This window comes from Streptomyces spiralis, assembly GCF_014654675.1.
Classification (GTDB): Bacteria; Actinomycetota; Actinomycetes; order Streptomycetales; family Streptomycetaceae; genus Streptomyces; species Streptomyces spiralis.
In genome coordinates, this window is record NZ_BNBC01000037.1 from 31,275 (window position 1) to 47,395 (window position 16,121).

The 16,121-nt window shown below is 67.6% G+C and carries 16 protein-coding genes and 2 pseudogenes; 8 read left to right on the forward strand and 10 right to left on the reverse strand.

What is annotated here, in order from left to right:
- Positions 1 to 379: 379 nt before the first annotated feature.
- The 3 genes from IE318_RS30940 (at position 380) to IE318_RS30950 (ending at position 2,145) form a co-directional block, all read left to right on the forward strand.
- The gene (locus IE318_RS30940) at positions 380 to 853 is read left to right on the forward strand and encodes a carboxymuconolactone decarboxylase family protein (protein WP_189905640.1); all 474 of its coding nucleotides are present in this window, start codon (positions 380 to 382) and stop codon (positions 851 to 853) included.
- A 158-nt stretch (positions 854 to 1,011) separates the two neighbouring features.
- On the forward strand, positions 1,012 to 1,536 hold the full coding sequence (locus tag IE318_RS30945) for an allene oxide cyclase barrel-like domain-containing protein (protein ID WP_189905641.1): 525 nt from the start codon (positions 1,012 to 1,014) through the stop codon (positions 1,534 to 1,536).
- Between the two features lie 195 nt (positions 1,537 to 1,731).
- Entirely contained in the window at positions 1,732 to 2,145 is a 414-nt protein-coding gene (locus tag IE318_RS30950; protein ID WP_189905643.1) for a hypothetical protein, read from the forward strand.
- 196 nt (positions 2,146 to 2,341) lie between these two features.
- On the opposite strand, the gene IE318_RS30955 is transcribed toward IE318_RS30950, so the two are convergent.
- Both IE318_RS30955 and IE318_RS30960 read right to left on the reverse strand, forming a co-directional pair.
- The gene (locus IE318_RS30955) at positions 2,342 to 2,881 is read right to left on the reverse strand and encodes a MarR family winged helix-turn-helix transcriptional regulator (RefSeq protein ID WP_189905645.1); all 540 of its coding nucleotides are present in this window, start codon (positions 2,879 to 2,881) and stop codon (positions 2,342 to 2,344) included.
- A 168-nt stretch (positions 2,882 to 3,049) separates the two neighbouring features.
- Positions 3,050 to 4,135, reverse strand: a complete 1,086-nt coding sequence (locus tag IE318_RS30960) for an alkene reductase (RefSeq protein ID WP_189905647.1) — start codon at positions 4,133 to 4,135, stop codon at positions 3,050 to 3,052.
- 579 nt (positions 4,136 to 4,714) lie between these two features.
- Between IE318_RS30960 and IE318_RS30965 the strand changes: the two genes are divergently transcribed.
- Entirely contained in the window at positions 4,715 to 5,152 is a 438-nt protein-coding gene (locus IE318_RS30965; protein WP_189905649.1) for a glutaredoxin domain-containing protein, read from the forward strand.
- A gap of 207 nt (positions 5,153 to 5,359) precedes the next feature.
- Here the strand turns inward: IE318_RS30965 and IE318_RS30970 are convergent, their stop codons facing one another.
- From IE318_RS30970 to IE318_RS30990, 5 genes and pseudogenes are all read right to left on the reverse strand, one after another.
- Positions 5,360 to 5,953: a DUF4291 domain-containing protein gene (locus tag IE318_RS30970; protein ID WP_189905651.1), complete on the reverse strand. Its 594-nt coding sequence runs from the start codon at positions 5,951 to 5,953 to the stop codon at positions 5,360 to 5,362.
- Between the two features lie 312 nt (positions 5,954 to 6,265).
- Positions 6,266 to 6,871, reverse strand: a complete 606-nt coding sequence (locus tag IE318_RS30975; RefSeq protein ID WP_189905653.1) for a dihydrofolate reductase family protein — start codon at positions 6,869 to 6,871, stop codon at positions 6,266 to 6,268.
- A 174-nt stretch (positions 6,872 to 7,045) separates the two neighbouring features.
- The gene (locus tag IE318_RS30980) at positions 7,046 to 7,663 is read right to left on the reverse strand and encodes a hypothetical protein (RefSeq protein ID WP_189905737.1); all 618 of its coding nucleotides are present in this window, start codon (positions 7,661 to 7,663) and stop codon (positions 7,046 to 7,048) included.
- Between the two features lie 17 nt (positions 7,664 to 7,680).
- Positions 7,681 to 7,827, reverse strand: a pseudogene (locus IE318_RS46645) (FAD-dependent oxidoreductase); the annotation flags it as partial.
- 396 nt (positions 7,828 to 8,223) lie between these two features.
- Entirely contained in the window at positions 8,224 to 9,447 is a 1,224-nt protein-coding gene (locus tag IE318_RS30990) for an amidohydrolase family protein (protein WP_189905655.1), read from the reverse strand.
- A gap of 341 nt (positions 9,448 to 9,788) precedes the next feature.
- On the opposite strand from IE318_RS30990, the gene IE318_RS30995 reads away from it, so the two are divergent.
- Complete coding sequence (locus tag IE318_RS30995) at positions 9,789 to 10,220, forward strand: hypothetical protein (RefSeq protein WP_189905739.1); 432 nt, start codon at positions 9,789 to 9,791, stop codon at positions 10,218 to 10,220.
- 135 nt (positions 10,221 to 10,355) lie between these two features.
- Entirely contained in the window at positions 10,356 to 11,156 is an 801-nt protein-coding gene (locus IE318_RS31000; protein WP_189905657.1) for a class I SAM-dependent methyltransferase, read from the forward strand.
- 316 nt (positions 11,157 to 11,472) lie between these two features.
- Here the strand turns inward: IE318_RS31000 and IE318_RS31005 are convergent, their stop codons facing one another.
- Positions 11,473 to 11,931, reverse strand: coding sequence for a carboxymuconolactone decarboxylase family protein (locus IE318_RS31005; protein WP_189905659.1), 459 nt, complete (start codon positions 11,929 to 11,931; stop codon positions 11,473 to 11,475).
- Positions 11,932 to 12,017: 86 nt separating this feature from the next.
- Here IE318_RS31005 and IE318_RS31010 point away from each other — a divergent pair, with 86 nt between their 5' ends.
- A complete protein-coding gene (locus tag IE318_RS31010) occupies positions 12,018 to 12,893 on the forward strand; it encodes a sigma-70 family RNA polymerase sigma factor (RefSeq protein ID WP_189905661.1) in 876 nt (291 codons plus the stop codon).
- 471 nt (positions 12,894 to 13,364) lie between these two features.
- On the opposite strand, the pseudogene IE318_RS31015 reads toward IE318_RS31010, so the two are convergent.
- Together IE318_RS31015 and IE318_RS31020 are read right to left on the reverse strand one after the other, a co-directional pair.
- Positions 13,365 to 14,003: pseudogene (locus IE318_RS31015) on the reverse strand (sigma-70 family RNA polymerase sigma factor); the annotation flags it as partial.
- A 171-nt stretch (positions 14,004 to 14,174) separates the two neighbouring features.
- Positions 14,175 to 15,062, reverse strand: coding sequence for a sigma-70 family RNA polymerase sigma factor family protein (locus IE318_RS31020; RefSeq protein ID WP_189905665.1), 888 nt, complete (start codon positions 15,060 to 15,062; stop codon positions 14,175 to 14,177).
- Positions 15,063 to 15,347: 285 nt separating this feature from the next.
- Between IE318_RS31020 and IE318_RS31025 the strand changes: the two genes are divergently transcribed.
- The gene (locus IE318_RS31025) at positions 15,348 to 16,082 is read left to right on the forward strand and encodes an alpha/beta fold hydrolase (RefSeq protein ID WP_189905667.1); all 735 of its coding nucleotides are present in this window, start codon (positions 15,348 to 15,350) and stop codon (positions 16,080 to 16,082) included.
- The last annotated feature ends 39 nt before the right edge of the window (positions 16,083 to 16,121 follow it).

Genomic DNA, 16,121 nt, shown 5'->3' on the forward strand with positions numbered 1-16,121 from the left:
GCGTCCGTGACGGTCAGGTTGCCGGCGGCGGCTGCGGAAGCAAGGGGTCGCAGATGAAGGTTGGAGGCACTCCCTGGGCCCCAGTGACATTCGATCGAACGACGGTGATCATCGGGTCGGCGCGGTCTTGTGCCGCCTGTCACAACAACAGGGGACAAGCGGCAGGCTCTGGTACCTTCGAAATTAGGAGCATATGCTCCTAATGTGTTGGCGGCTTCTCGAGTCCGCTTGCGTGTCCTCCCCGCGGCACCTGCGGAGCACCCCGCCGAACCGTCGTGCCCCCGATTGCGCATGACCGCCGCTCGTAACAAGGGCACAGAAGGGGGTGAGGCCGAGGCAACCGCTGTGGGCCGTCCGGCCACAAGAAGAGGAGAAAACCATGACCAAAACAGAGTCTCAGAAGCAACGCGTCAACTTGGGAAAGCAACACCCGGCGAATTACGCAGCACTTCTCGCCTTGTCGTCGGCGGTGGAAGAGGCGACCGCCGCGGCAGGTCTTGACCCGCTCCTGGTCGAGCTCTTGAAGATCCGCACGTCCCAGATAAATGGCTGTGCGTTCTGTCTCAGAATGCACACCCACGACGCGCTCAAGAAGGGTGAGAACCCGGACCGGATCGCAGTGCTGCCCGCATGGCAGGAAACCGGCTACTTCTCAGAGGCCGACCGTGCCGCCCTGCGCCTGACCGAGGCGATCGCACGAGTATCGGAAGGGCATGTGAGCGACGCGGACTACAACGCGGCGGCAGCCGTGCTCTCCGCAGATCAGGTCTCTGCCGTCGCCTGGCTGACAACGCTGATGAGCGCCTTCAACCGCGTTGCGATCACGAGCCGTTACCACGTGGGCCGCTCGTAGGAACATGGCGCTCCGATCTGCGCACCATTGAAGGAACCCCAGGGTTTGCCGGCGGCCCCTAGTTGCAGAAAAGCGGCCTGCTTCCACATCGGCCCCTTTGGCCCGACTGATCGGTCGGCGCGGCAGGACAGACAGCCGCATGTACTCAGTCCCATCAGATGAAGATCAATGAACGGATTAGTCAGATGCTGAAAATCATCAAGACAAGCAAGGCGCGATACCTGAGCGCAGCCGCGGGAGCAGCGGTGGTTCTTGCCGGGACCGCGGCGCTGGCGCCGTCGGCGTCGGCCGACGTGCCCGCGGCGAAGCACGGTGTGCAGACGATCGAGCTGGTCGGCAAGCAGACCTCGGCCGGAGAAGTCGATCTGGGCGAGCCGGGAGTCAGCGTGGGTGACCAACGGGTTGTGCACGAGGATCTCTACCGTGACGGCAAGAAGGTGGGGGATCACAGCACGGTCTGCACCTTCACCCGGGTCAGTCCGGCCGCTCTCCAGTGCCTGGGCACCTTCGCGCTCCCCGAGGGACAGTTCGCCGCGCAATCGCTGCTGCACCTGCCCGCCCCGGCGTCAGTAGACGTCGGGATCACGGGTGGGACGGGTGACTACCGCACCGCTCGGGGTTTCATTCGCACCGTTCCCGCGGGTGAGACCGAGCGGCACTTCACCGTCTACCTTCAGCGCTGACCACCCTCGGGCAGACCGTGCCGGCAGACGCACCTGCCGGCGTGGCGCCGACCGGCGCAACGGCACCACTCGGCGCACGTTCGAGTCCCGCATCAATAGGAGCAAACGCTCCTGTCCGTCGGCTGTGAGTGTTCGCAGCCGAGTCAGACCAACCCACCGTCCGGCCCGCGGCCGGACTGTCGAAGGAGGCACACCATGGCAGACACGGAGCGCGGCGACGCTGATCGCCAGGGCCTGAGCTACTACCCCTGGTGGCTGGACGACCTGGCCGACGACGCCACCCTGGAAGGCGGGGCAATGAACGGCACGGCGCAGGGGGCGGAGGCGGTGCGCGCCATCGTGGTCAAGGCCCGCGAGCTGTATGAGTTCCAGGACTTCAGCTTCACCGGCGACTTCGGTGACAACGGCTTCCTGGAGATCTATGAGTCTTCGGTCCAGGGCGAGCCTGTGAAGGTTGTCGTTACGGTCACCCGCAACGCCGAGGGACAGGCCCAGAGCCTCGCGGTGCTCCACCGACCGCGCAGCTCGCTGCTGCTCTTCTCCCGTCTGATGCACGAGAGGTTCGCCGGCACCCCACTCGCCGAGCACTTCCTCTCCGACGAGTCCTGAGCAACGATCATGAGCGAGGCATGGGTCACCGGCGGCAGAACACCGGGTACCTCCGGCTACGCCGAAAGCTGCGCTGTACACCTCACCTCACCTCACCTCACGCTCCACGCTCGAGCTGCTCAATCCGAAGCCGGCTGAGTGCCGCAGGACGCCGCTGCCCCTGACGATGCGTCTGATCGCCCGCGGATCCGCCCGGTCAGGCGTCCGGCGCGCCAGGGTGCGGGGGTGCTTCGGCGCCGTTGGTGTGGGCGGCGAGGCTGGCCTCGAGGCGTTCGAGGACGGCGAGGGTCTCGTCGCGTTGGGTGTCGGTGAGGTCACCGGCAGCGTAGTCCTCGAGGCGGCCCCAGAGGTCTTCGACCTGTTGGCGCAGGGCGTGGCTGGCGGCGGTGGGTTCGACCAGGACGGAGCGCTTGTCGCTGGTGGAGCGCACGCGGCGTACGAAGCCGGCCTTCTCCAGGCGCTGGATGGTGCGGGTCATGGTGGGGGCGTCGGCGCCGACGTGCCGGGCGAGGTCGGTCTGGCGCATCCGGCCGTGGTCCCACAGCTGCATCATGACCAGTTCCTGGGCCGGGTGCAGACCGACCTCGCGCAGCAGCTGGCCGGCGAGCGTGCGGTGCAGGCGGGCCACCCGGAAGATCGCATGGCTGATCGGTCCGCGGCGTGCGGCCTCGGGGAGTTCCCCGGTCTCGGGGAGTTCCCCGGTTTCGGGGACCTGGCGCATGGCCTCGGAGTCCATGGTGCTTCCTTCTGCTTTCTCCCGTGCGGCCGTCCTTGCGGAGCCTGCGCGCGGCCGCCGGCGGCGGGGCCGACTGCCGCGCGCACGATCTGCGTCCGCGTCCTGAGGGCAAGGGTATGCGCTGCTCAGGTGCGGCATGTGTGGTGCGCTCGGGTCCGCGCCTAACTGTCAGGCGCGGGCTTCCTCCAGCGTGGGGTAGTCCGTGAAGCCCTTCTCGTCGCCGCCGTAAAAGGTGGCGGGGTCGGGTGTGTTGAACGGGCCGCCCTGGGCCAGGCGGGCGGGCAGGTCGGGGTTGGCGAGGAAGAGGGCGCCGTAGGCGAGCAGGTCGGTGGTGCCGTTCTCGACGAGTTCCAGCTCGGCCGGTCCGGTGGGTTCCTGGCCGGTGAAGGGGTTGAGGATGAAGGTCGTGGGCCATGCCTTGCGCAGCCGGAGCGTCAAGTCGCGTACGCCGGGGGCCTCGAGCTGGTGAAGGTAGGCGAGGTTCAGCGGGGCGAGGGCCTCGACCAGGGCGGTGTAGGTGGCCTCGGTGTCGGCGGTGTCGGACTCGTCGATGTCGTTGTAGGGGTTGCCGGGGGAGAGGCGGAAGCCGACCTTGTCCGCGCCGATGGCTGCGGCGACGGCCTTGGTGGTCTCCACGGCGAAGCGGATGCGCTTGTCCGGGCTGCCGCCCCATTCGTCGGTGCGCTGGTTGCTGTTCGGGGCGAGGAACTGGTGGATGAGGTACCCGTTGGCGCCGTGGAGCTCGACGCCGTCGAAGCCGGCCTCGATGGCGCCTCGGGCGGCCTTGGCGTAGTCGGCGATGGTGGCGTGGATCTCCGCGTCGGTCAGTTCGTGCGGGGTGACGAAGTCCTGGAGGCCTTCGTGGGTGTACACCTGTCCGGCGGCCGTGACGGCGGAGGGGCCGACGGGCTGCAGGCCCGTCAGCACGGGGTGTCCGACCCGTCCGGTGTGCATGATCTGCAGGTAGATCACGCCGCCCCGGGCATGCACGGCTTCGGTCACGTGACGCCAGGCGGCGACCTGCCCGGCGGTGTGGATGCCGGGGGTGTCGGGGTAGCCCTGGCCGACCCTGGAGGGCTGGACACCCTCGGTCACGATCAGCCCGGCCGAGGCGCGCTGCGCATAGTAGTCCGCCATCAACGGCATGGGGCTCTGACCGGGCCCGTAGGCGCGGCTACGGGTCATCGGCGCCATCACCAGACGGTTGGCCAGGCGCTTGCCACCCAGCTCGTAGGGCTCGAATGCCTTCGACATCATCATCTCTCTTCGTGCGGAAGGGACCGTGTCCATACGGCCACGCAGTGACTCTGCGAGGTCGTTGCTTGTTCGAACAAGAAACTTGCATGTCGCCTTCCCTGTGGCATGTGTGAGCTGCGTCACGTGCGAAACGATGCTCGAATTCCTCATAGTTGAGGGACTGAGGTAGCGGCTGACGATGGTTTCCAAGGTTGGTCGCCAGAGTTACTTGCCTGAACAGGAGATCGTCGGAGGCTAAGCGATCCCGCACATGACGCTGTCCCGGCTGGGCGGCATCCGATCCAGCCGACACCGCAACGGGTGGTGGCCGCAGCCGCATCTGCGGGCGGTCAGCACCTCGCTCCGCCTGTACGTCACCGTCGGCACTTGTCTTATCGGGCAACGAGGATGACGGAGCGCCGCCGAATGGACCAATACGGTCGATCTGGCCGGAGGAACTGCAACCGCCTCGAGCCGCTTCCACCTCGCCCCGACCGAGCGCAAGAACAGGCGAAGGCCGCCTCAGCGTCCGGCGAACATCCAGGTGAGCGGCCTGGTTCGAGGAGGTTCCCGACTCATCGGATAGCCTGCGTCACCATGATGCGCGCTTGGATCCTTCCGACGCTGCTTGTGCTCTGCGGCTCGGTCGTCGCGGCTGGGCTGATCCTCAAAGGGAACCCCGGCACAGCCGCAGCACTCCTGCTGGCGTTCCTGGCGCTCGCAGGTGTGAACTCGCCCCTGATCTTCCCGAGGTCGATCGGTGCGCGGGAGGCACAACGCCGCAGCGTGGTCGACGGTCGTCCAGTCGTCTTCTGGCGTCCGGGCTGCAAGTACTGTATGCGACTGCGCATCCGGCTGGGCCGCAGCGCCCGCCAGTTGCATTGGGTCAACATCTGGCGTGACCCGGCAGGAGCTGCAGCGGTGAGGGCAGCCAACGACGGCAACGAGACCGTGCCGACCGTCGTCGTGGCGGGCCGGCCACACACCAACCCCGATCCGGAATGGGTGCGCGGACAGCTCGCCACTTCCGCGTGATCGAAAACCGTGCCATCGGGAGAGTCACCAAGTCGGCACGGGACTTGTCACCAACTGCGTATGCGGTCAGCAGGCGTCGTCCTGAGAGGGGCGGGGCGGTCGGATTCGAACCGACGTCCTCCGAGATGATGTCGCGGCGCACTACCTCTGTGCTACGACCCCGCCTTGCTGATGATCATAAGAGATCATCTCAATTGGCGGATCGGCTCATTGGCGTAGGTGAGCCAGGAACCCGTCGTCCAGGAGATAGGGACGTTCACGGGGCAGCAGTTGCCGTGCGGCGTCCAAGTCTCCGTCTCGTACATGGGCGTGGACGGTGTGGGCGAGCGACGTCATGTCGGTGATGGAGACGGTCCACTCATCGGCGTAGAGGCGTGCGGCTTCGGCGGCGAGGCCGAGCTGGAGCGACCGGTGGGCAAGCGGCTGAAGGTGCAGGTCGCGTTCGGGGTCCCATTGCACCCGGGCCGGAGCCCGCTTCAATTGGTGCTTCCACGTGGCACGGTCTGTGTGGAGCCCGTGTTCGTAGTGGGACAGGCAGGCGTGTTTCAGTGCCCACTCGAAGCCCTTACGGGAGATCTCCACGGCGAGGACGGTCTCCTGACCTTCCTTGGTGCCCCACCCGCAGCGGTACATCATCCACAGGAACGACGGCTTGATCCATGTCATCCGGTCCCGTTGCCACACAGCCGGGAATCGGCCCTCCCGGGCTGCCGGCAGGCCGATCTCCGGGGCGTACGCCTGGTAGACGGTGACCGTGGAGTCCGTGTGCAGGGCTCGAATCTGGTACTTGGGTTCTGCCACAGGGACCAGGGTGGGCACACTCGTTCCCGGGCGCCATCGAATTACCTCGGCGTGCACTGTCCGGCGTTGACGGCCCAGCCGCTGTGAGGACTCGGTGCCCTTGCGGGCGATGCGCGGCGTGGTGTTCCGCGAGCGGAGCCATCGGCGCAGGGCCCCGGCCGGAGGGCTTCTGGCAGACCAAGCCATCGGCCGGTCCCGCGTTGGGCTGACCACAAATTCACCTCACCGCCGGGCAGGCCGGTGACGCGCCCGCCTTCCGCGAGGGTGGCGGGCATCTTCCTGTGGTCTGCCCGGTGATCCGGACGAAGCCGCTCAGTAGCTGTCGTAGCTGGGCTTGCCGTTCGGCCGGTAGACGCCGACGATGGTGCCGCCCTTCGTCGTCGAGACGCTGACCGGCTCCAGCGCAGTGGGGATCGCTCCGTCGGCGAACAGCCGCTTGCCGGTGCCGATGATCACCGGATGGATGGTCAGCCGGTACTCGTCGACGAGGCCGTGTCGCATGAGGGTCTGGGCGAGGTCCCCACTGCCCACTACGTTGATGTTGCCGCCGTCGGTCGTCTTCAGCTCCCGTACGGCGTCGACGACGTCGCCCTCCAGCAGCGTGGAGTTCTGCCACTCGACGGATGTCAGGGTCCGCGACGCCACGTACTTGTGCATGCTGTTCATGCGCTCGGTGAACGGGTTGTCGGGATCGGCGGTCGGCCAGTACGACGCGAAGATGTCGTACGTCTTGCGGCCGAGCAGCATCGCGTCGGAGGACTCGTACCAGCCGGCGATGGCCGTGCCGACCTCCTCGTCGTCCACCGGCTTCTGCCAGCCGCCGTGCTCGAAGCCGCTCTCGGCGTCCTCTTCCGGACCACCCGGCGCCTGCATGACACCGTCCAGCGTCAGGAACGTGCAAACAATGATCTTGCGCATGGTGCGCTCCCTTCGTCGACAGGTAGACCGCACCACCGCCGGAAACTCATCGGCGGAACCTCCGCGGCGCAGCACCACGGCCGTCGTCTGGACCAACCCCGCTGTGAAGTGCGGTACCTCTTGGCCGACCCGACAGGAGCCGCTGGTCGCGATCTCCGGCCACATGACGAGGCGTCAGCTGAGTGTGTTCAAAAGCCGGCTTCTCCGTGGCGGCGACTGAGAACTGCAACTGGAGTACTGGGTCAGGGGTACCGCTTCATGCGACATGGCGGCCTGCCGGGGTCCGAGTCGGATCGACCGCGGGAACATCGCGCCGCCGGACACGTCTGGACCGAAGTCCATGTGCATGCCCCAGCAAGCCGCCATGGTCCGCGCCTCTCCGGTCGCGAACCAGGTCTCACCCAGCTTCCGCGTACTCATCAAGGGCGTGTGGGTGAGTTCTGCCGCGCCCCGCAGGCCACGGTGGCGCAGCAGGCTCAGCACCTGTCGGACGGCCGCACTCGAGGGCACGGCACTTCCGTAAAGGCCGAACAGGTACGGTGCGAATTGCTTGTACTGCTGATACAGGGCGGCGAACCCTTCGGCATCTCCGGCGTTGTGTGCCGCCAGCTGCCCGAGGGTGCGTTCGTAGTCGGAATAGACACGCACGCTCAGTCCGTGCGGGAAGGCGTTGGGATAGGGGCGGTCGGTGGTGCGGAAGCGCAGCCCGTGGCGGGACAGGCCGGAAGCGAAGCCGGCGTACGCATCGGATGCGAGGAAGAGGTTCTGGTTGGTGGAGTACAGGTCGTGCACGAAACCAGGGACCGTGACCTCACCGCCGCGATGGCGCCACCCACCACGGGGTTGCGCTCCAGCACGGCCACCGACCACCCCGCCCGAGCCAGGTACAAGGCCGCGACGAGCCCGTTGTGGCCGCCGCCGACGACGACCGCATCGTAGGAGCCTGCTCCGGTCATAGCCTGTGCCGCCCGCTGAGCCTCGTGCCGCAGCAGGAAACGAACCGTTCAGTGACCGTGTCCGTGACGCGGACCCCGTCGGCCGCGGTCCGCACCCCCGTCTCGGCCCAGCCCGTTGCTGCCGACGCCTCGGCGTCCTTCCCAGTGCTCATATGCGTCCACGATCGGATGCGTCGCTGCCGTCGTCTCCGGTAGTCCCTCATGCCATGTTCCCTCCCGTCACGCCGGACCGCGACACCACCGAGGCTCGGTCGATCCGGCTGACCAGTTCGGACAACGCCGAGGATCACCCGTCACGTACTGACGGCCCAGGCCGAGGGGCGGCCCGGCTCACGGGGCGAGCAGGGTGGCGGGCACGGCTCAGCTCCGGCCATCCACGTTGGTTCCGGGTTGCGGTCAGGCTGTGGCGAGCCGGGTGCCGCGGCGCCAGACCGCACGGGTGCGGAGGGTGTCGGCGATGGTGGTGGTGGGGTCACCCTCGACCAGCAGGAGGTCGGCGCGCAAGCCCTCGGCGATGCGGCCACGGTCGGGCAGCTTGAAGCAGCGGGCGGTGGTAGCGGTGGCCGCACGCAGCGCCTGAGAGGGGGTGAGCCCTGCCTGCACCAGGTACTGCAGCTCCTGGTGCAAGCTGGCGCCGTGAGCAAGGCCGCCGAGGAAAGTGACCGGTAGGGCCGAATCGGTACCGCACATCACATCGACGCCGACGTCGTGCAGTGCTTTCACGGTGTTGAGGACGCTCTGGAGATCGCCCTGGGGGTAGCGATTGAAACTGGAACGCAGGGTGCGGTCCCAGTCCTCCTCGAGGCGTGAGGCGACTCGAGGGTCATCGGCCAGGGCGGCACCGGTGACGCCCATCATCGAGGCGTTGACCGTGGTGCACGGTACGACGAAAACGCCGGCGTCCTTGATCCGGGCGATGATCTCGTCGGTGTGCGGTTGGTCCATGAAAATATGGACCAACCCGTCGACGCCTGCTTCGAGCGCCATGCGAACGGTGTCAATCGTCAGGGCGTGAGCGACGGTCAGGGCGCCGTACTTCCTCGCTTCGGCGACGCCCGCGTTCAGCGTGGCCTGGTCCAGCATGGGCAGGCCTCGATGCCCCTCGATGCTCCCGTCGTCGATCATGAATTTGATGTAGTCGGAGCCACGCGCCAGCAACTCTGGGACGAGCGCGGCGGCCTCCTCAGGGGTGGTAGCGAACGGCAGCAGTGGCGCAGGCTCCCCCTCACCTGGGGGCGGTGGCCACTCGAAGTCCTCGGGGAAGAGCTCGCTGGGGTGACCGCCGGGCGGTGTGATGGGCAGCCCGGCTGAGCGCACATCGGCGAGTGTGTCGTTGCACGTGAGGTCAGCCTGCTTGTCACGGGTATTGACGCCCGCCATCTCCAGTTCGGTGGTCACACCGAACCGGAGCGCCAATGCGAGAGATTGCTGATCCGTGTGGACATGGGCATCGATGAGACCCGGCAGCAATGTCGCCCCGCCGCCGTCGACGAGCTCAGCGCCGCTCGGCGCCTCGCGACCCACCGCGGTGATGCGCTCGGCCTCGATCAGCACATTGGACACGCCGAGAGACTTTTCACCGTCGAAGACCCGAGCACCCAAGATTGCGGTCACAGTCATGGCGTGCTACCTCGTACCACTAGAAGACGCTTTGCCCCGCTTCCCTCTTCAGCCTACGTCTGTTGCCGTATGTCGGCCTGTTTCGGTGAGCGGCATTGAAAGCGGCCACGAAACAGAAGAGGTCCGCCACCTGGTCGGCGGGTACAACTGCGGGGCCAGAGGCGGTTTTTTCAGGGGTGGTGAAAACCTGGGATTCGGAGCCTCAGCTGATTGCGGCGCTCCTCGACAGATGATTAAGAACTGCGCCGCAACGTCGGTGTTCCTGCCCGTACTCGTCATGCGATTCCCTTAATTCACTTCTGCAGACGCAACCAGTGACACCGGGCCAAATCATCTATGACTTGTCGATGCTGTCCGGTCCCGCGCGCCCATTGCCGACCGCGTGGCGCGCCTGGCGCGACATGGCCTGCGACGTCCAGGCCGCGACAACCGAGTACGCCGAGGATGAGGGCCGACCGCGGACCGAGGTGGAGGTCGGCGCGAAGGAAAAGGCTCTCGTAGGCGCCCGATCGGGCAGAGGGGATCGAGTCGGGCGCCTCCTCCGGGGCCAGGCCGACCTGCGGGCTACGCCATTCGGGTGCATCCTGGCGATGGCCCAACCAGGTGCCGCAGACCGCCCTCCGGGAGGTGTTGTGATCCTGTTTGCCCTGCTCGTGCCCGCCGTGATGATGGCGCTCCTGTTCGGCACGACCGCACTCGAGGAACTCCTCTTCCCGCATCCCGCCGGCCGCGACAGCACGGATGAGAACGACGGCGACGCGGCAAACCCGTGACCTGGCTGCGGCTCGAAGGGCCCCGGTCGGCGAGCCTGCTGGTCAGAGGCGTGGCCAGAAGTCTCCTGAAGGAAGATCTTGCTTCGGACGCCCGGCTAGGCTGGCGGCAAGGTCTGAATCAGGGGAGGGCGGACTATGGCCGGCGAGTTCGACGCGCACGAGCGGCGGATGTGGACGGGCGCGGCCGAGGCATACGAGGGGAGCTTCGCAGCCCTGTGCGGAGCGACGGCCGAGGCGCTGCTGGATGCGGCCGGGGTCGGTGCCGGGACGCGCGTACTGGACGTCGGGACCGGGCCGGGCACGGTCGCGGCGGCGGCGCTGTCCCGGGGCGCCGAGGTCGTGGCAGTGGACGCCGAGCCGGGCATGTTGGCGCTGGCGGCCGCGAACGCCCCCGGGGCGGAGGTCCGGCATGCGGTGCTTCCCGAGCTCCCCTTCTCGGACGGCTCGTTCGACGCCGTGGTGGCCAACTTCGTGGTCAATCACGTGGAGGATCCGTGGGCGGTGCTGAGCGAGCTGCGCCGGGTGATCCGTCCGGGTGGCCGGCTCGCGGTGACGATCTGGCACGGCACCGGCAACGAGGCGATGTCCCTGTTCAACCTGGCGCTGGACGAGGCCGGCGTGGAGCGCCCGGAGTACCCGACCCCGCCGCTGAACTTCGCCCGAACCGCCGAGGGGCTGCGTGGGCTGCTGGAGCAGGCAGGCTGGGCCGAGGTGGTCAGCAGTGAGCTTGCCTGGACGCATCGGGCGGACCCGGAGGTCTGGTGGTCCGGGCCGGCCGGTGGCGTGGCCAACATCGGTCTGGTTGTCACGGGGCAGCCGCCCAAGACGTTCGCCCGGATCAAGTCCGCCTACGACCGGTTGGTGGCCGAGCGAGTCGCGGAGGACGGCCTGGTCGACCTTCCCGCCTTGGCGCTGCTGGCATCCGGCCGGTGCTAGTGCCCTGGTAGGGAAGGTTCGCCCGGCTGTGGAGTTCTCGGCGTCGGTCAGAGAGCACCGCCCGGGGTGACGAGCGGTCCGCTGCCTCCTGACTGGGATGACATGCGAGGTGCGGGAGTTGGGCCGGCGACAGGGCGGTTGGGTGATCGTCGTGTCGCCACCGGGAGCCGCGCGCCACGCCGAAAGCGGGCCTGCTTCGAGCGGATCTGGTCTGGGCAGACCAGTCCTACCAGGTGCTTCACGCCTGCCCGGCCACGCGACCCCACGCGCAGATCATTTCGCCGACGAAGCCCAGTGGGTACGAGCCACGCTGGGCTCACCCCCACGTCTTGCCGGCCGGTTCCCTGATGGTGCGGTTGATCCGGTTGAAGAAGTTGGTCAGCGCGATCTCCAGGTTGATAGCGCCGATCTGTTCCTCGGTGAAATGGCCGTTGACCTCTTCCCAGATCTCGTCGGTGACACCCGGCGCGCCGTCCTGCAGCCGGGTGGCGGCCTCGGCCAGCGCCAGTGCCGCGCGCTCGGCATCGGTGTAGAACGGCGCCTCACGCCACGCCGCTACGTTGTGCAGGCGCTCGTCGGTGTCACCGGCCTTCTTCCCTCCGGTGACACTGGCGTAGACGCACGCCGAGCAGCCGTTGATCTGGCTGGCGCGCAGGTGGACCAGCGCGAGGAGCTTCGGGTCGACGCCCCCGGCGGCGATCGCCTTCTGCAGGTGCCGGACAGCGGTCCACACGTCGGGGTTGTTCGTGTTCTTGTTCTTGAGCCGGTTCTCCATGTGGGAGTGCTCTCCTTCATCGGGTTACGTTGCCGCGCCTGTGCGCGTCATCCCTATGACGAAGAGGCTTCCAGGGAGGTAACAACATGGCCGGCACCCATCCCACGGACCCGATCGCCGAAGCCTTCGAGTCCCACCGGGAGCGGCTCCGCGCCGTCGCCTACCGCATGCTCGGATCACATGCCGATGCGGAAGACGTGGTCCAAGAGGCGTGGCTGCGTCTCTCCCGCCAGGACACCGACACCATCGACAACCTCGGCGGCTGGCTGACCACGGTGGTCGGACGCATCAGCCTCGATGTCCTACGGTCGCGCCGGACGCGCCCAGAAGTCTCCTTCGGTGACCAGCTACCCGAATTCACCGTGACGCTCGACGAGCCTCCTGCCCCGGAGGACTTTGTAGCACTCGGGGACTCCGTCGGCCTCGCGCTCCTCACGGTCCTCGACTCGCTGCGCCCTGACGAACGGCTGGCATTCGTGCTGCATGACGTGTTCGCCGTGCCCTTCGGCGAGATCGGCACCATTCTCGGCAAATCCGCCGACGCGACCAAAATGCTCGCCAGCCGAGCCCGCAGGAAGGTGCAAGCCGCCCAGCAGCCGACAAGCGCCGGCCGGCAACAACGCGAGGTGGTCCAAGCCTTCCTGGCCGCGGCCCGCGACGGTCAGTTCGAGCAGCTGCTGCAGGTTCTCCACCCCGAGGTGAAGTTCACCGTCCACACCCCGAACGGCACGTTCGTCACGCTCGGAGCCACCGAAGTCGCCACCCGCGCGCGAGTGGCCGGCAGCGCGGCACGAGGACATGCGGCGACCGTCAACGGCCACCCCGGGGTCATCTCCTGGAGCGAGGACGGGACCCCGCTCTCCCTCCTCGCCTTCACCGTCGCCGATGGCCGCATCACCGAGATCACCGCCCTGGTCGACCCGGACGAACTCGCGCTCATGGACCTGCCGGACCCGGTATGACTCCCTACCGGCGAAGTCGGGGCATATACAGGGGAAGGTAGGCCCGCCCCTCACAACATTGTTTACGAGAGTCGGCCGCGTGCCAACACTGTCGACTTCACATTGTCGGAGTGCGGTACACTGATCACAGTGTTCCCGGCGCAGGGTTGGTAACCCTTCTTAGGCGTCAGGAGCACTTCCACACCCGCTGCATGGAGCCGAGCGGGTGCAGTGCCCCGGACGTCAATCGATCCCCCGCGAGTCGGCGTCCGGGGCCACCCACAGTCGCCGGACGGTGCGCGGAGTCCGACGGGCGGGGAGTGAGACCGGTACCCGGCCGACCCGGCCGACCCGGCCGACCCGGCCGCCCATGAAGCCCTGGATCGCCCGTCCTACAGGTCAGCCGACCTCCAGCAACGCCCCGAACCCCGGGACCGGCAGAGGGGCGCCCAGCGTCTTGTCTTCTCGACTGCGAGTGGGGCCGGGGGACTTGCCACCGGCTGTACGGACGTCGTCCGGGGCCAGGAGAGCCTCCAATGACGCGACGTCTCCGGTCCGCGCCGCCGAGACGAAGGCGTCGAGGAGCCGCCGGTGCTCGACCGTATCCACGAACTCCCGCTGCTCGGCCGAGAGGTGCTTGCGCGCCCGGCTCACGATCTTCCTCACATTGACAGGGGTCAGCCCCAGTATCTCGGCGATCTCGGCGTAGCCGTAGTCGAACGCCTCGCGCAGTACGTAGGCGGCCCGCTCGCTCGGGTTCAGCTTCTCCAGGACAATGAGCAGGGCCAGCTCGAGTGCCTCGGCCCGTTGTGCGCCGACCTCCGGGTCGCTGCTCGTGTCGACGGGCTCGGGCAACCAGGGGCCGATGTAGGTCTCGCGGCGCACTCGGGCGGACTGGGCCACGTTGATGGCCAGTCGGGTCGTCGCACTCGACAGGAAGGCCACGGGGTTCACCACCACCGAGCGGTCCGTTCTCTGCCAGCGCAGCCATACGTCCTGGACCACGTCCTCGGCCTCCGTCGCACTGCCCAGAACGCGGTACGCGATACCGAACAGACGTGGGCGGAGCTCCACGAAGACAGAAACGGCCTCGTCCAGGGTGCCCTCCGTGGAGGGCGTCTCACGGTGCATGATCTTTCTGTCTCCGTTCCCCGCAGATCGGTGCTTCGGTGCCGTCGGCGGACGCGCTCGTACAGCCGCCGTGTGACGGTCCGTTTCGTCGGCCGGCTCCTGGACGCGTCACAACAAGTCACAACGACTTCAACCGTGTCTGCTTCTTAGACCACGACCACTGTCGATCTGTTACAGGTCGGAGGTGCCGTGGGTGTGGGGGCGGTTCCAGGTGCGCAGCTTGTCGGGGTTGAGGACGGCCCAGACCTGGATGACGTGGTGGTCGGTGATGTCGAAGCTGATGACGGCGGCGACCTGGCCGTTGTGGCGTACGACGATCGCGGTGCGGCCGTTGGCGGGGCTGAGGTCCACGGTGGTGTGCGGGCGGGGGGTGAGGAGGGTGAGCAGGGTGCGGGCGACTTGCTGGTTGCCGTGCACCGGTCGGGTGAGGGCGCGGACCTTCCCGCCGCCGTCGAAGAACGCGGTCGCGTCGGGTGCCAGCAGGGACGCCAGGTGGGTGGCGTCGGCTGTGGTGCAGGCCAGCCGGACCGCGCGGACGATCCTGTCGTGCTGGTGTGGTGTGGTGGGGTGTGCGCGGCTGGTGCGCAGGCTGCGGCGGGCGCGGTCGGCGAGTTCGGCGCATTCGTGTGGTGTCCGTCCCACGATGCCGGCGACCGCTCGCGGTGGCATGGCGAAGACGTCGTTGAGGACGAACGCCGCCCGTTCAGCGGGGGAGAGGGCGCCCAGGGCGTTGAGCAGGGCCTCGCCGATCTCCTCCTCCAGGGCCCGGTGGAGTCCCGCCGCCGCGTCGCCGTCCTTCCCGCCCGCACCCGTGTGCCGTCGCTCGGGCAGGATGAGGCGTGCCAGGCAGATGGAGCCGGTGGTTTCGGTCAGCCAGGCACATGGGTCGGTGATGTGTGCTCTCTGGAGATCGGACAGGCTGTACCACTGCCGGTAGGTCTCGGTGACGGCGTCTTCGGCCTCGGGGCCTGTGCCCAGCATCCAGTAGGCGACATTGAGCAGATGCCGTCGTTCGTCGAGCAGATCCGCGATCGGCACCGCATCACCGGCCTGGTCCATACGCCATCCTCCCTCTCACACAGCACCGCATCGCCACCACTGAGATGGGCTGGATCGACGTCCGTGACGGTCGGCGGACGGAGCATCCGGTCCCGGGATGCCTTGGCCCACGGGCTCGTCTTCGGTGCCCTCAGCAGTGCAGACCGGACAGGCACGGATCATGTGACATCAGGACGCGCCTGTCACCGCGACCCCCTGGGGGAACTCGCGAAACACAACGGTGTGACAAGATGTTGTTCCGGCGCCGTTGGCGAGGCGTCGATCACTGATGAAAGGGACCTGTCCATGCCTGCCATCCTGATTCACGGCGTCCCCGACACCCACCGGGTATGGGACGGCGTGCGACGGCACCTGACCCGGACCGACGTGGAGGCCTGGGACTTGCCCGGCTTCGGTGCGGCGCGCCCGGCCGGCTTCGGCTCCACGAAGGAGGAGTACGTGGACTGGCTCGTCGAACGGCTGGAGCGGGTCGGTGAGCCGGTGGACCTGGTCGGTCACGACTGGGGGTGCATCCTCACCGCCCGCGTCGCCTATCTGCGCCCCGATCTGGTCCGTACCTGGGCCGGAGGCAACGGGCCGATCAACTCCGATTACAAGTGGCACCCGTTGGCCAAGATCTGGCAGGACCAGGTCGAAGGCGACCGCTTCATGGAGGAACTGCAAGCGGAACCGTTCGCCGAGGATCTGGCGACCGGCTTCGACGTACCCATCGACCTGGCCAGGGAGATGGCGAGCCGCGTGGACGGGCCGATGAAGGATGCCATCCTCAAGCTGTACCGGTCGGCTCTGACCATGGGGGCGGAGTGGGAGCCGGGACTGTCCGCAGTGTCCGCGCCGTGCCTGGTCTTCTGGGGGGCGCTTGACCCCGCCTGCCAGATCGAGTTCGGGCGCAAGCTCGGTGCCTCCCTGCACGCCTCCGCGGTGATCGAGATGGACTGCAATCACTGGCCTCTGCTTCAGCGGCCCGCGGAGGTGGCCGAGATCTTGGAGGCGCACTGGAGCCTGCACACGAGCGCGTGACGAACGCGTCGGCCGGGCCGACGGAACGGCGGGCACCTG

What these genes read in the sequence shown, in the direction of transcription:
- IE318_RS30940 (WP_189905640.1), top strand. Translation starts at nt 380, where the DNA reads ATGACCAAAACAGAGTCTCAGAAGCAACGCGTCAACTTGGGAAAGCAA.
- IE318_RS30945 (WP_189905641.1), top strand. Translation starts at nt 1,012, where the DNA reads ATGAAGATCAATGAACGGATTAGTCAGATGCTGAAAATCATCAAGACA.
- IE318_RS30950 (WP_189905643.1), top strand. Translation starts at nt 1,732, where the DNA reads ATGGCAGACACGGAGCGCGGCGACGCTGATCGCCAGGGCCTGAGCTAC.
- IE318_RS30955 (WP_189905645.1), bottom strand. Translation starts at nt 2,881, where the DNA reads ATGGACTCCGAGGCCATGCGCCAGGTCCCCGAAACCGGGGAACTCCCC.
- IE318_RS30960 (WP_189905647.1), bottom strand. Translation starts at nt 4,135, where the DNA reads ATGTCGAAGGCATTCGAGCCCTACGAGCTGGGTGGCAAGCGCCTGGCC.
- IE318_RS30965 (WP_189905649.1), top strand. Translation starts at nt 4,715, where the DNA reads ATGATGCGCGCTTGGATCCTTCCGACGCTGCTTGTGCTCTGCGGCTCG.
- IE318_RS30975 (WP_189905653.1), bottom strand. Translation starts at nt 6,871, where the DNA reads ATGCGCAAGATCATTGTTTGCACGTTCCTGACGCTGGACGGTGTCATG.
- IE318_RS30990 (WP_189905655.1), bottom strand. Translation starts at nt 9,447, where the DNA reads ATGACTGTGACCGCAATCTTGGGTGCTCGGGTCTTCGACGGTGAAAAG.
- IE318_RS31000 (WP_189905657.1), top strand. Translation starts at nt 10,356, where the DNA reads ATGGCCGGCGAGTTCGACGCGCACGAGCGGCGGATGTGGACGGGCGCG.
- IE318_RS31005 (WP_189905659.1), bottom strand. Translation starts at nt 11,931, where the DNA reads ATGGAGAACCGGCTCAAGAACAAGAACACGAACAACCCCGACGTGTGG.
- IE318_RS31010 (WP_189905661.1), top strand. Translation starts at nt 12,018, where the DNA reads ATGGCCGGCACCCATCCCACGGACCCGATCGCCGAAGCCTTCGAGTCC.
- IE318_RS31020 (WP_189905665.1), bottom strand. Translation starts at nt 15,062, where the DNA reads ATGGACCAGGCCGGTGATGCGGTGCCGATCGCGGATCTGCTCGACGAA.
- IE318_RS31025 (WP_189905667.1), top strand. Translation starts at nt 15,348, where the DNA reads ATGCCTGCCATCCTGATTCACGGCGTCCCCGACACCCACCGGGTATGG.